This is a genomic window from Pseudomonas cavernae (genome assembly GCF_003595175.1).
GTDB classification, from domain to species: domain Bacteria; phylum Pseudomonadota; class Gammaproteobacteria; order Pseudomonadales; family Pseudomonadaceae; genus Aquipseudomonas; species Aquipseudomonas cavernae.
This window is the reverse complement of the sequence record NZ_CP032419.1, coordinates 1,011,239-1,023,175: the sequence shown is the minus strand read 5'-3', so window position 1 is coordinate 1,023,175 and position 11,937 is coordinate 1,011,239. Positions and strand designations below refer to the sequence as shown.

General features: G+C 65.8%; 12 protein-coding genes and 2 tRNA genes. 7 read left to right on the top strand and 7 right to left on the bottom strand.

Annotated elements, in window-relative coordinates:
- Window positions 1-6: 6 nt before the first annotated feature.
- Window positions 7-909 carry a TIGR01777 family oxidoreductase gene (locus tag D3880_RS04725; RefSeq protein WP_119892352.1) on the bottom strand — a complete coding sequence of 301 codons (903 nt, stop codon included), beginning with the start codon at window positions 907-909 and terminating at the stop codon, window positions 7-9.
- 191 nt (window positions 910-1,100) lie between these two features.
- Between D3880_RS04725 and D3880_RS04720 the strand changes: the two genes are divergently transcribed.
- Both D3880_RS04720 and D3880_RS04715 read left to right on the top strand, forming a co-directional pair.
- Window positions 1,101-2,087: an NAD(P)/FAD-dependent oxidoreductase gene (locus tag D3880_RS04720; RefSeq protein ID WP_119892351.1), complete on the top strand. Its 987-nt coding sequence runs from the start codon at window positions 1,101-1,103 to the stop codon at window positions 2,085-2,087.
- A 148-nt stretch (window positions 2,088-2,235) separates the two neighbouring features.
- Window positions 2,236-2,553, top strand: a complete 318-nt coding sequence (locus tag D3880_RS04715; RefSeq protein WP_119892350.1) for a YkgJ family cysteine cluster protein — start codon at window positions 2,236-2,238, stop codon at window positions 2,551-2,553.
- A 304-nt stretch (window positions 2,554-2,857) separates the two neighbouring features.
- On the opposite strand, the gene D3880_RS04710 is transcribed toward D3880_RS04715, so the two are convergent.
- From D3880_RS04710 to hemA, 6 genes are all read right to left on the bottom strand, one after another.
- On the bottom strand, window positions 2,858-3,373 hold the full coding sequence (locus D3880_RS04710) for an acyloxyacyl hydrolase (protein WP_119895663.1): 516 nt from the start codon (window positions 3,371-3,373) through the stop codon (window positions 2,858-2,860).
- A gap of 110 nt (window positions 3,374-3,483) precedes the next feature.
- Window positions 3,484-4,278 carry a glutamate racemase gene (murI, locus tag D3880_RS04705; RefSeq protein WP_119892349.1) on the bottom strand — a complete coding sequence of 265 codons (795 nt, stop codon included), beginning with the start codon at window positions 4,276-4,278 and terminating at the stop codon, window positions 3,484-3,486.
- On the bottom strand, window positions 4,271-5,026 hold the full coding sequence (locus D3880_RS04700) for a molybdopterin-synthase adenylyltransferase MoeB (RefSeq protein ID WP_119895662.1): 756 nt from the start codon (window positions 5,024-5,026) through the stop codon (window positions 4,271-4,273). The genes murI and D3880_RS04700 overlap by 8 nt, the downstream gene beginning before the upstream one ends.
- Window positions 5,027-5,043: 17 nt before the next feature.
- Window positions 5,044-5,868: a peptide chain release factor N(5)-glutamine methyltransferase gene (gene prmC, locus D3880_RS04695; RefSeq protein WP_119892348.1), complete on the bottom strand. Its 825-nt coding sequence runs from the start codon at window positions 5,866-5,868 to the stop codon at window positions 5,044-5,046.
- 84 nt (window positions 5,869-5,952) lie between these two features.
- On the bottom strand, window positions 5,953-7,035 hold the full coding sequence (prfA, locus tag D3880_RS04690) for a peptide chain release factor 1 (protein WP_119892347.1): 1,083 nt from the start codon (window positions 7,033-7,035) through the stop codon (window positions 5,953-5,955).
- Entirely contained in the window at window positions 7,032-8,300 is a 1,269-nt protein-coding gene (gene hemA / locus D3880_RS04685; protein ID WP_119892346.1) for a glutamyl-tRNA reductase, read from the bottom strand. The genes prfA and hemA overlap by 4 nt, the downstream gene beginning before the upstream one ends.
- 190 nt (window positions 8,301-8,490) lie before the next feature.
- Here hemA and D3880_RS04680 point away from each other — a divergent pair, with 190 nt between their 5' ends.
- From D3880_RS04680 to D3880_RS04660, 5 genes are all read left to right on the top strand, one after another.
- A complete protein-coding gene (locus tag D3880_RS04680; RefSeq protein WP_119892345.1) occupies window positions 8,491-10,221 on the top strand; it encodes a tetratricopeptide repeat protein in 1,731 nt (576 codons plus the stop codon).
- Between the two features lie 4 nt (window positions 10,222-10,225).
- A complete protein-coding gene (gene lolB / locus D3880_RS04675) occupies window positions 10,226-10,843 on the top strand; it encodes a lipoprotein insertase outer membrane protein LolB (protein ID WP_119892344.1) in 618 nt (205 codons plus the stop codon).
- Between the two features lies 1 nt (window position 10,844).
- Window positions 10,845-11,702 (top strand): 4-(cytidine 5'-diphospho)-2-C-methyl-D-erythritol kinase, encoded by an 858-nt coding sequence (gene ispE, locus D3880_RS04670; protein WP_119892343.1) that lies wholly within the window; start codon window positions 10,845-10,847, stop codon window positions 11,700-11,702.
- A 22-nt stretch (window positions 11,703-11,724) separates the two neighbouring features.
- Window positions 11,725-11,799 (top strand) — tRNA-Gln (locus tag D3880_RS04665).
- Window positions 11,800-11,852: 53 nt separating this feature from the next.
- Window positions 11,853-11,927: transfer RNA gene (locus tag D3880_RS04660), tRNA-Gln, on the top strand.
- The last annotated feature ends 10 nt before the right edge of the window (window positions 11,928-11,937 follow it).

Genomic DNA, 11,937 nt, shown 5'->3' with positions numbered 1-11,937 from the left:
TCCTAGTCAGCGGGGCTCCAGCACGTTGGCGAGGGCCCGATCCAAATCGGTAAAGTGAAAAACGAAGCCGGCCTGTGCCAGGCGCACCGGCATCGCCCGCTGGCCGCCGAGCAACAGCCCGGCCAGCTCGCCCAGGCCGATGCGCAGCACCAGCGCCGGCACCGGCAACAGCGCCGGACGCCGCACGGCACGGCCGAGCGCGCGGGCGAAGGCCTTGTTGCGCACCGGCTGCGGCGCGCAGGCATTATAAGGACCCTCGGCGCTCTCATGGCGCATGAGAAAATCTATCGCGGCAATTTCGTCGTCCAGGTGAACCCACGGCATCCATTGCCGACCGTTGCCGATCGGCCCACCGAGGCCGAGGCGGAACGGCGGCAGCAGGCGCTTGAGGAAACCACCGTCGCGGGCCAGCACCAAACCGGTGCGCACCAGCACCACGCGGATGCCCAATGCGCTCGCGCGCTGCGCGCTTTCCTCCCAGGCCACGCACAGTTGACTGCCGAAATCCTCGCTGACCGGCGGCATGCCTTCGGTCAACTCGCGCTCGCCACCGTCGCCGTACCAGCCCACCGCCGAACCGGACACCAGCACCGCCGGCTTCTGTGCGCGGCCCTCCAGCCAGGCCACCAGTTGCTCGGTCAGCGCGATCCGGCTGGACCAGAGTAACGCCTTGCGCTTGTGCGTCCATGGCCGCTCGGCAATCGGCGCGCCTGCCAGGTTGATCACCGCATCCAGCGGCTCATCGGTCAGCTCCTCGAGCCGGCCGATGCCGCGCACCTGCGCGCCGCAGAGGCTGGCGACCTGCTGCGGGCGGCGACTCCAGACGCTGATCCGCTGCCCCTGCGCCAACCAGTGACGACACAGGGCGCGACCGATCAAACCTGTACCACCGGTCAACAATATGTGCATGGCATTCTCCTCGCATGGCCTAGGCTCAGTAGAGGTAAGCGTGGTTTATGACGCCAATGCGTGCCTTTTTTCGGACGACTTACCGTCCTACATGAGCACGACGCGATCACCGCCGACGGCGCATACTCACAATAAGGCTGGCGGGATAATGTCTAAAACTTAGCCTGTCGCTAGAGCCAACGAGGCAGACCATGAGTTCGACCATCGCCATTATCGGAACCGGCCTTGCCGGCCTCTCGGCCGCCCAGGCCCTGACCAGCGCCGGCCAGGCCGTCCAGCTGTTCGACAAGAGTCGCGGCAGCGGCGGCCGCATGGCCAGCCGCCGCAGCGACGCGGGCGCTCTCGATCTCGGCGCGCAATACTTCACCGCCCGCGACCGGCGTTTCCTGGAAACCGTGCAGAGCTGGCACAACCGCGGCTGGGTCGCCGAGTGGACGCCCAGCCTGTACAACTTCAGCGACGGCCAGCTGAGCTACTCGCCGGATGAACAGACCCGCTGGGTCGGCACCCCGCGCATGAGCTCGATCACCCGCGCCCTGCTCGGCGCCCTGCCGGTGACCTTTTCCTGCCGCATCAGCGAAGTGTTCCGCGGCACCCGGCACTGGCAGCTGCAGGACACCGAGGGCGAGAGCCACGGCCCGTTCAGCCAAGTGATCATCGCCACCCCGGCGCCGCAGGCGTCGACCCTGCTGGCGGCTGCACCGAAGCTGGCCGGCGCCGCCGCCAGCGTGGCCATGGAGCCGACCTGGGCGGTAGCCATGGCTTTCGACAGTGCGCTGGACACCCCGATCGAAGCCTGCTTCGTGCAGGACGGCCCGCTCAGCTGGCTGGCCCGCAACCGCAGCAAACCAGGGCGCGACGGCAAGTTCGACACCTGGGTACTGCACGCCAGCAACGAGTGGAGCAAGCAGCACCTCGACCTGCCCAAGGAACAGGTGATCGAACAGCTACACGGCGCCTTCGCCGAGCTGATCGGCTGTGCGGTTCCGCCCCCGGCCTTTGCCCTCGCCCACCGCTGGCTCTACGCCCGCCCGGTAAGCGCTCATGAATGGGGCGCGCTGGCAGATGCCGACCTCGGCCTCTACGCCTGCGGCGACTGGTGCCTGTCCGGTCGCGTCGAAGGCGCCTGGCTCAGCGGCCAGGAAGCCGCCCGCCGCTTGCTCGAACACCTGCGATAATCCCCTGGCCGCCAAACTCTCCTGCGGGCTACAGCTGGCGCCACCCCTGGCATCCCCCGCTGATCGACGCGGCGCCAGCCCGTCTCGATCAGCCTCGCCGGTCGGCTTGCCCCCACACTCAGACGTGCCTGCCTTACACTGCGCGCCCATGACCAACAGCGCCCAGATCCCCCATACCCAACTGCCCAGCGAGCCGGTCGCCCACTGCTCCAACTGCGCGGCCTGCTGCTGCCAACTGGAAGTCCTGCTGATCACCGATACCGGCGTCCCCCAACGTTTTATCGAAACCGACGCCTGGGGCGGTGAGGTGATGCGCCGCCTGGACGACGGCTGGTGCGCTGCGCTGGATCGCGACAGCATGCTGTGCAGCATCTACGAGCAACGGCCGCTGATCTGCCGCGAGTTCGAGATGAGTTCGGCCGAGTGCCTCGACGAGCGTCGCGGAATGACCGGCATTTATCGCTGACCCGGCAGCATTGCCGGCAGCGCCCTTGCGGCAGGACAAACCAGTCAATTAGCGCCCCCATAAAAAACCGGGCTCTTGACCCGGTTGTTTATGGGGGCTAAGCGCTTAGAGCCTGTTTACGATCTCGCGAGCTAGAGTCAAACAAGGCGAAAACGGCTGAGGAAGCGGAGTTTACGAGTTGTAAATGAGCATGACTCGATTCACTCGCCCTTCGGGCTGCGCTAAAGCGCGTTAGCGGCACGCCGCTTTCCGAAGCCGTTTTCAACGCAGTTGGGCCGACGCGCAGCAGATCGTAGACAGGCTCTTAGAAGCTCAGCCGGTAATGCAGGGTATAGGCCTCCACCCCATCGTTCGGTGTTTGCAGCCCGGCGTTGGAATAGTGGATGGCGCGCAGGCCAACTTCCTGCCCGGCGAAGCGCAGGCCGACGCCGAGACGATCCTCGAACTGGAACGAGGAACCGAGATCGTGCTCCTCCATATCCGTGTCGGCGAACAGCGCCACCCCGATGCCACCCTCGATATAGGGTTTCACCGTCTCGCCGGCGAACTCGTAGACGAACACCGGGGCGAAGGACAGGCTGTGATTGCTGGAGGACTCGTCGCCATCCCAGTAGGTGTAACCGGCATCCCAGTAGCCGGTTAGGCGGCCGACAGAGCTCTGCCACCAACTGCGATCGAAGTCGAATTGGGCACCCAGCCGGTACACCATGGTCGATTCGCTGCTCTGGCCCACGGCGAAGGTGATGTCAGCCGCCTGCGCCCCCCCCACAAACCCCAAAGACAAAACTGCAAGCGCAGCCAAGGAAGGTAACTTCATGATGGGAACATCCTTTTTCGTCAGCAAAAACGCTAAACCTGCGAGTTAGAGGAAGTATAGAAAGATTCGCTCTAAACGATAGTCGACTATCGCCTATATCCCGCAAACCCTAGCTAAACCGGCAAGATTTCGACCGCCGCTGCCTGCCCCCAGAGCAGCGGCAGCACCTCCCGCAGCTGCTGCGGATCAGCGCTCGACCAGAACCGTGCCGCCAAGGCTGGCCCCGCCGTCAACAGCGCACGCTCGGCCAGCAGGCGCTGCAGATGGCGCGCCACCGCCGCGCCGGTGTCGATCAGGCTGACCGACTCCGGCACCAGTTCGCGCAGCAGCGGCTTGATGAAGGGATAGTGAGTGCAGCCGAGGATCAGGGTGTCGCAACCCTCGGCCAGCAACGGCTCGACGAACTCGCGCAGCAAGGCGCAGGTGGCCGACCCGCTCAATTCGCCGGCCTCGATCAGCTCGACCAGCCCTGGGCAGGGCCGGGTGATCACCCGCACATCGCTGGCGAAACGGTCGAGCAAGGCGGCGAACTTGGCACTTTTCAGCGTGCCGGTGGTGGCCAGTACGCCGACCACACCGCTGCGGGTCGCCGCCGCCGCCGGCTTGACCGCCGGTTCCATGCCGATGATCGGCAGATGCGGGTAACGCGCGCGCAGTTCGGCGACCGCCGCTGCCGTCGCCGTGTTGCAGGCCAGCACCAGGGCCTTGGCCCCCTGCTCGAGAAGAAACGCGGCAATCTTCTGGCTGCGTAAACGGATGAATTCCGGCGACTTCTCGCCGTAGGGCACATGGCCGCTGTCGGCGACATACAGCAGCGACTCGTTGGGCAGCAGGCGGCGGATCTCGCCCAGTACCGATAAGCCGCCGACCCCGGAATCGAACACGCCGACCGGCGCGCGATCACTCATGGGCCGCGCCACACACCGCGCAGGCCGGGTCGCGCTTGACCCGCAGCTCGCGGAAGCGGCTGCCCAGCGCATCGATCAGCAGCAGGCGGCCGACCAGCGGCTCGCCGAAGCCGGCCAGCAACTTGAGCGCCTCCAGCGCCTGCAGGCTGCCGACCAGACCGACCAACGGGCCGACCACCCCGGCTTCGCTGCAGGTCAGCTCGGCCTCGCTGCCGTGGCCGTACAGGCAGTGGTAGCACGGGCTGTCTGCGCGGCGCGGGTCGAATACCGAGAGTTGGCCTTCCAGCCGGATCGCCGCACCGCTGACCAGCGGCTTGCGCGCCGCCACGCAGGCGGCGTTGACCGCCTCGCGGGTGGCGAAGTTGTCCGAGCAGTCGAGCACCAGATCCACCGCCGCCACCGCCGCGGCCAGCGAGTCCTCATCCAGCGCCGCACGATGCGCCTGCAGGCGCACCTCGGGGTTGAGCGAGGTCAGGCGCGCCATCGCCGAGTCGACCTTGGCCAGGCCGATGCTCTGGCTGTCGTGGGCGATCTGCCGTTGCAGGTTGGTCAGGTCGACCGTGTCGAAGTCGGCCAGGTGCAGTTCGCCGACCCCGGCCGCCGCCAGATACAACGCCACCGGCGAGCCGAGGCCGCCGAGGCCGACGATCAGCGCGCGGCTGTGCTTGAGGCGCAGCTGGCCGTCGATATCGATCTGCGCCAGCAGAATCTGCCGGCTGTAGCGCAGCAGTTCCTGATCGCTGAGCATGTCGTCCATTGCCACCATCACAAGCGCCCCAAGCTGATACGTTCATGTCCGCCGAGATCGCGGCGGCTTTCCACCGCGCTGAAACCCGCCGCCACCAGCAGCGCGCGCACCGCCGCGGCCTGGTCGAAACCGTGTTCGAGCAGCAGCCAGCCGCCCGTTTCCAGATGCGCCGGCGCCTGGTCTATGATCACGCGAATATCGTCGAGGCCATCGGCCCCGGCCACCAGCGCACTGGCCGGTTCGAAGCGCACGTCGCCCTCACCGAGGTGGCGGTCGTCCGCGGCAATATAGGGCGGATTGCTGACGATCGCCTGGTAGCGCTCACCAGCCAGAGCGGAAAACCACTGGCTCTCGCGGAACTCGGCGTTGCTCAGGCCGAGGCGCTGGCGATTGCGCTCAGCCAGCGCCACCGCCTCGCTCACCCGGTCGACACCGGTGACCCGCCAGCCCGGCCGTTCGCTGGCCAGGGCCAGGGCGATGGCGCCGGTGCCGGTACCCAGATCGAGGACGCGCGCCGGAGTCGCCGGCAACAGGGCCAGGGTGGTCTCCACCAACAGTTCGGTGTCCGGGCGCGGAATCAGGGTGTGCGCGGCGACTTCCAGCTCCAGGCTCCAGAAGCCCTGGCGGCCGAGGATATAGGCCACCGGCTCGCCGGCGCGGCGACGTTGCAGGTCGGCGCGAAAACGCTCGGCCTGGGCCTCCGGCACCTCGCGCTCCGGCCAGGTACGCAGGTAACTGCGCGACTTGCCCAGTGCCGCGGCCAGGAGCAATTCGGCGTCCAGCCGGGCGCTGGGCGAATCCGGCAGCTCGGCGCTGTTGAGCAGGGTTTCGATGGTAGCCATGACTCTCTCGTAGGGTGGACCACGCCTTATCGATCCACCGAGCGGACATTGGTGGATGAAAAAAGCGTCATCCACCCTACAGGATCAATCGCCCAACGCCGCCAACTGGTCGGCCTGGTATTCGCTGAGCAGCGGCTCAATCACCGCATCGACACCGCCGGCGAGCACTTCGTCGAGGCTGTAGAGGGTCAGGTTGATGCGGTGATCGGTGACCCGCCCCTGCGGATAGTTGTAGGTACGGATGCGCTCGGAACGGTCGCCGGAGCCGACCAGCAGCTTGCGCGTCTCGGAGATTTCCTTGTGCGCGGCGGCGTCCTGCTGGTCCTGCAGTTTGGCCGCCAGCCAGGCCATGGCCTTGGCGCGGTTCTTGTGCTGCGAGCGCTCTTCCTGGCACTCGACGACTATGCCGCTGGGAATGTGGGTGATGCGGATCGCCGAGTCGGTCTTGTTCACGTGCTGACCGCCGGCCCCGGAGGAACGGTAAGTGTCGACGCGCAGGTCGGCCGGATTGATCTCGATGGCCAACTGTTCGTCCGGCTCCGGCAACACCGCCACGGTGCAGGCGGAGGTGTGGATGCGGCCCTGCGACTCGGTCTCCGGCACGCGCTGGACGCGGTGGGCGCCGGACTCGAACTTGAGCTTGGCGTAGACATTGTCGCCCTCGACACGGGCGATGACTTCCTTGAAGCCGCCGTGCTCGCCCTCGTTCTCGGAGAGCACCTCGACCCGCCAACCACGGCGCTCGGCATAGCGCGAGTACATGCGGAACAGGTCGCCGGAGAAGATCGCCGCCTCGTCGCCACCGGTGCCGGCGCGGATCTCGAGGAACACGTTGCGCCCATCATTCGGGTCTTTGGGCAGCAGCATGCGCTGCAGGCGGCTTTCCAGCTCGACCAGCTGCTCCTTGGCCTGGTCGACCTCCTCCTCGGCCATCGCCCGCATTTCCGGGTCGCTGTCCTTGAGCAGCGCCTGGGCGCCCTGCAGGTCGTCCTGCACCTTGCGATAGTCTCTGAAGGCCATCACCACCGGCTCGACCTCGGCGTACTCCTTGGAGTAGGCGCGGAACTTGCTCTGCTCGCTGATCACCTCGGCGTCGCCGAGCAGCGCGGTGAGCTCCTCGAAGCGATCCTGCAGCGTGTCCAGTTTGTTCAGCAGTGAAGCTTTCATGATTTTGGATCGCCCTCGTCGAGGCTAAACAGCTCCTGGGCCACGGCCAACGCATCGATGCGGCCGTCGGCGGAGAGTTTCTTCAACTGCACGCTGGGGGCATGCAACAGTTTGTTGGTCAGCCCGCGCGCCAGCATCGCCAGCACCTCGTCGGCCGAGCCGCCATTGGCCAGCAGGCGCTGGGCCTTGAGCAGTTCTTCGTCGCGCAGGCGTTCGGCTTGCTGGCGGTAAGCCTTGAGCACATCCACCGCGGCCAGCTCGCGCAGACGCACCATGAAATCGTCGGTACCGGCAGCGACCAGCTCCTCGGCGGCCTGGGCGGCGCCCTGACGGCTCTTGAGATTCTGGGCGATGACTTCGTGCAGGTCGTCGACGGTATACAGGTAGACGTCGTCCAACTCGCCGACTTCGGCCTCGATATCACGCGGCACGGCGATATCGACCATGAAGATCGGCTTATGCTTGCGCTGCTTCAGCGCGCTTTCCACCGCGCCCTTGCCGAGAATCGGCAGCTGGCTGGCGGTCGAGCTGATGACGATATCGCTGTGCACCAGCTCCTGCGGGATGTCCGCCAGCAGCACCGCATGGGCGCCGAACTGTTCGGCCAGCTGGCTGGCGCGCTCGAGGGTGCGGTTGGCGACGACTATGCGTCTGACGCCCTGGTCGTGCAGATGACGGGCGACCAGGCTGATGGTCTCGCCGGCGCCGATCAGCAGCGCCTGGCTGCGATGCAGGTTGCTGAAGATCTGCCTGGCCAGGCTCACCGCGGCGAATGCCACCGACACCGGGTTCTCGCCGATCGCGGTGTCGGTGCGTACCAGCTTGGCGGTGCTGAAGGTGGCCTGGAACAGCCGGCCGAGCAGCGGACCGATAGTGCCGGCCTCACGCGCCACGGCGAAGGCAGACTTCATCTGACCGAGAATCTGCGGCTCACCGAGGACCATGGAGTCGAGCCCGGAGGCCACGCGCATCATGTGCCGCACCGCCGAGTCGTCCTCATGTACATAGGCACAGGCGCGCAGCTCATCGAGGCTAAGCTGGTGATAGTCGGCCAGCCAGGCCAGCACCTGATCGGCGCTGAGGCCGTCCTGCTCCAGGTACAGCTCGCTGCGGTTGCAGGTCGACAGAATCGCCGCTTCACGGCTGGACGTGCGCAGGCAAAGCTGCTGCAGGGCCTCAACCAACTGCTCGGGACTGAAAGCCACGCGTTCGCGGATCTCCACCGAGGCGGTCTTATGGTTGATACCGAGGGCAAGAAAGGCCATGCAGGGTCGCTGACAAAAACGGGAAGCCGGTAATTCTCCTACTTCGCCAGAGGGAGAACAACCACTGTGGCGGATTGTCCTAACCTTCGGGTCAAGCTGATACCGAACTACAGGCAATCCCTAGCCCCATGGGTTTGCCCTCCGGCTTGTGTCATGATGCGTCAACCGCAGGTAAGTCGCCCTTTCCTCTATGAATAGATCTTTCGCCTTGCTCGCCGCCCTGGCCTTTCTCGGTGGCTGCCAATCCCTGAGCCCCTCGTCGCCCGCCGGCAGCCCCCCGGGCGAAGACGCCGGCGCGACCGCCGCCGAGAGCAAGCCGCAGGTCTATGGCTCGTTCAGCGAGGACACCCTCTATGCCCTACTCACCGCCGAACTGGCCGGGCAGCGCAACCGCTTCGACATCGCGCTGAGCAACTATGTCGAGCAGGCCAACAAGACCCAGGATGCCGGCGTCGCCGAACGCGGTTTCCGCATCGCCGAATACCTCGGCGCCGACCAGGCGGCCCTCGACACCGCGCTGATCTGGGCCAGGAACGCCCCGGACAACCTCGACGCCCAGCGCGCTGCCGCCATCCAGCTGGCCCGCGCCGGTCGCTACGACGAGTCCATGACCTACATGGAGCGCGTGCTCAAAGGCCAGGGCGACACCCATTTCGACTTTCTCGCCCTGTCCGCCGCGGAAACCGATGCGGATACCCGTGCCGGTCTATTGCAGAGCTTCGATCGCCTGCTGGTGAAGTATCCGGACAACGGCCAACTGTTGTTCGGCAAGGCCCTGCTGCTGCAGCAGGACGGTCACCCGGACGAAGCCCTGAAACTGCTCGAAGAGCAGCCGGCGGCCAGCCATGATGTCGCCCCGCTGCTGCTGCGCGCCCGCCTGCTACAAAGCATGCAGCGCGGCCAGGAAGCGCTGCCGCTGCTGGAAAAAGGCATCAAGCAACATCCCGACGACAAGCGCCTGCGCCTGTCCTACGCGCGCCTGCTGGTCGAGCAGGACCGCCTCGACGACGCCAAGGCAGAGTTCACCACCTTGCTGCAACAGGCCCCGGATGATGACGACCTGCGCTTTTCGCTGGCCCTCGTGTGCCTGGAAGCCAAGGCCTGGAAGGAAGCCATCGTCTACCTGGAAGAACTGGTCGAGCGCCGCAGCCATGTCGATGCCGCCCACCTCAATCTCGGCCGCGCCTATGAGCAATTGGGCGATACCGACAGCGCCCTGACCGAATATGGCATGGTCGGCGCCGGCAACGATTACCTGCCGGCACAACAACGCCAGGCCGAGCTGCTGTTCGAGCGCGGCCGCGGCGCCGAGGCCTCGACGCTGCTGGCCAAGGCCCGCGACAGCCAGCCCGACGTCGCCATCCAGCTGTACCTGATCGAAGCCGAAGCCCTGTCCAACCGCGAGCAGTACGACGCCGCCTGGCGGGTGATCCAGCAGGCGCTGGAGCAGTTCCCGGACGACCTCAACCTGCTCTACACCCGCTCGATGCTGGCGGAAAAGCGCGACGACCTCGGCCAGTTGGAGGAAGATCTGCGTTTCATCCTCGACCGTGAACCGGACAACGCCATGGCCCTCAACGCCCTCGGCTATACCCTGGTCGACCGCACCACCCGCTACGCCGAAGGCAAGGCCCTGATCGAGCAGGCCTACCGGCTCAGCCCGGACGACCCGGCGATTCTCGACAGCCTCGGCTGGGCCAACTACCGTCAGGGCAACCTCGGCGAAGCCGAACGCCTGCTGCGCCAGGCCGTCGAGCGCTTCCCCGACCCGGAAGTCGCCGCCCACCTCGGCGAGGTGCTGTGGGCCAACGGCAAACAGCGTGAGGCCCGGAAAGTCTGGGCCACCGCCCTGCAAGAACAACCCGACAACAGCATCCTGCGCAACACCCTGTTGCGCCTGACCGGCTCCGAGAAACCCTAATCCCATGCGCGCGCGTCATCTCCTTGCCGCCAGCTTGCTCGCCCTGCTCAGCGGCTGTGCCGGCCTGCCCCCCCACGAATCCCTGCAAGGCACCGGCGATCCGGCGCGCTGGCAAAGCCACAAGCAGCAGACCGGCAGCCTCGATGGCTGGCAGATCAGCGGCAAAGTGGGCATCCGCGCGCCTAAGGACTCCGGTAGCGGCACGCTGTTCTGGCTACAGCGCAAGGATTACTACGACATCCGCCTGTCCGGCCCGCTCGGCCGCGGCGCCGCCCGCCTGACCGGGCATGCCGGCGACGTGGTGCTGGAGGTCGCCAACCAGGGCCGCTACCAGGCCGACTCGCCGGAAGCGCTGCTGGAAGAGCAGCTCGGCTGGAAGCTGCCGGTTTCCCATCTGATCTGGTGGATCCGCGGCCTGCCGGCACCGGACAGCCGGAGCCAGCTGACCCTCGACAGCGACAGCCGCCTGTCCCGCCTGGAACAGGACGACTGGCAGGTCGAGTACCTCAGCTACGCCGAGCAGAATGGCTACTGGCTGCCGGAGCGCATGAAGCTGCGCGGCCACAATCTCGACGTGACCCTGGTGATCAAGGACTGGCAACCACGCCAGCTCGGCCTGTGACATGCCCGGCAAGCCCCTGACCCTGCCGGCGCCGGCCAAACTCAACCTGATGCTGCACATCCTCGGCCGCCGTGCCGATGGGTATCACGAACTGCAAACCCTGTTTCAGTTCCTCGACTACGGCGACGAACTCAGCTTCGCCCCACGCGACGACGGCGAAATCCGCCTGCACACGGACATCCCCGGCGTGCCGCACGACAGCAACCTGATCGTGCGCGCCGCGCGCCAGCTGCAACAGCAGAGCAACTGTCCGCTCGGCGCCGACATCTGGCTGGACAAGCGCCTGCCCATGGGCGGCGGTATCGGCGGTGGCAGCTCGAACGCCGCCACCACCCTGCTGGGTCTCAACCACCTGTGGCAGCTCGGCTGGGATGAAGACCGCCTGGCCAATCTCGGCCTCGGCCTCGGCGCCGACGTGCCAGTCTTCGTCCGCGGCCGCGCCGCCTTTGCCGAAGGCGTTGGCGAACACCTCACTCCGGTTGAGCTCAGCGAACCCTGGTTCCTCGTCGCCATTCCGCAAGTCCTTGTCAGCACAGCGGAAGTTTTCTCCGACCCTGAGTTGACACGTGATACGCCGCCCATTAAAGTTCGCAGCCTTCTTGAGGGGGGTGGTCATAACGACTGCCTGCCAGTTGTCCAGAAGCGTTACCCAGAAGTTCGTAACGCCCTGATCTTGATGAACAAATTTGTTCCAAGCAGACTAACTGGCACTGGTGCTTGCGTGTTTGGGAGCTTCCCAAACAAGGGCGATGCTGATAAAGTCGCCCGCCAACTTCCAGCCACTTTGCCGAGTTTTGTCGCTCAAGGCCGCAACATTTCGATGTTGCATCGCAAGCTCGACACACTGGCCAAGAAGTGAATGCGTAACAGTTAGTCGTAGTAGGGGCGTCGCCAAGCGGTAAGGCAGCAGGTTTTGATCCTGCCATGCGTTGGTTCGAATCCAGCCGCCCCTGCCATTAACGCCATCAGCGTGAATGCACGACTAAAAGCATTGGGTTACACACGATACAGGGGCGTCGCCAAGCGGTAAGGCAGCAGGTTTTGATCCTGCCATGCGTTGGTTCGAATCCAGCCGCCCCTGCCATTTTCTATAC

Bases quoted from the DNA above. Each gene is read 5' to 3' on its own strand.
- D3880_RS04725 (WP_119892352.1), bottom strand. From the start codon at position 909: ATGCACATATTGTTGACCGGTGGTACAGGTTTGATCGGTCGCGCCCTG.
- D3880_RS04720 (WP_119892351.1), top strand. From the start codon at position 1,101: ATGAGTTCGACCATCGCCATTATCGGAACCGGCCTTGCCGGCCTCTCG.
- D3880_RS04715 (WP_119892350.1), top strand. From the start codon at position 2,236: ATGACCAACAGCGCCCAGATCCCCCATACCCAACTGCCCAGCGAGCCG.
- murI (WP_119892349.1), bottom strand. From the start codon at position 4,278: ATGAGTGATCGCGCGCCGGTCGGCGTGTTCGATTCCGGGGTCGGCGGC.
- D3880_RS04700 (WP_119895662.1), bottom strand. From the start codon at position 5,026: ATGCTCAGCGATCAGGAACTGCTGCGCTACAGCCGGCAGATTCTGCTG.
- prmC (WP_119892348.1), bottom strand. From the start codon at position 5,868: ATGGCTACCATCGAAACCCTGCTCAACAGCGCCGAGCTGCCGGATTCG.
- prfA (WP_119892347.1), bottom strand. From the start codon at position 7,035: ATGAAAGCTTCACTGCTGAACAAACTGGACACGCTGCAGGATCGCTTC.
- hemA (WP_119892346.1), bottom strand. From the start codon at position 8,300: ATGGCCTTTCTTGCCCTCGGTATCAACCATAAGACCGCCTCGGTGGAG.
- D3880_RS04680 (WP_119892345.1), top strand. From the start codon at position 8,491: ATGAATAGATCTTTCGCCTTGCTCGCCGCCCTGGCCTTTCTCGGTGGC.
- lolB (WP_119892344.1), top strand. From the start codon at position 10,226: ATGCGCGCGCGTCATCTCCTTGCCGCCAGCTTGCTCGCCCTGCTCAGC.
- ispE (WP_119892343.1), top strand. From the start codon at position 10,845: ATGCCCGGCAAGCCCCTGACCCTGCCGGCGCCGGCCAAACTCAACCTG.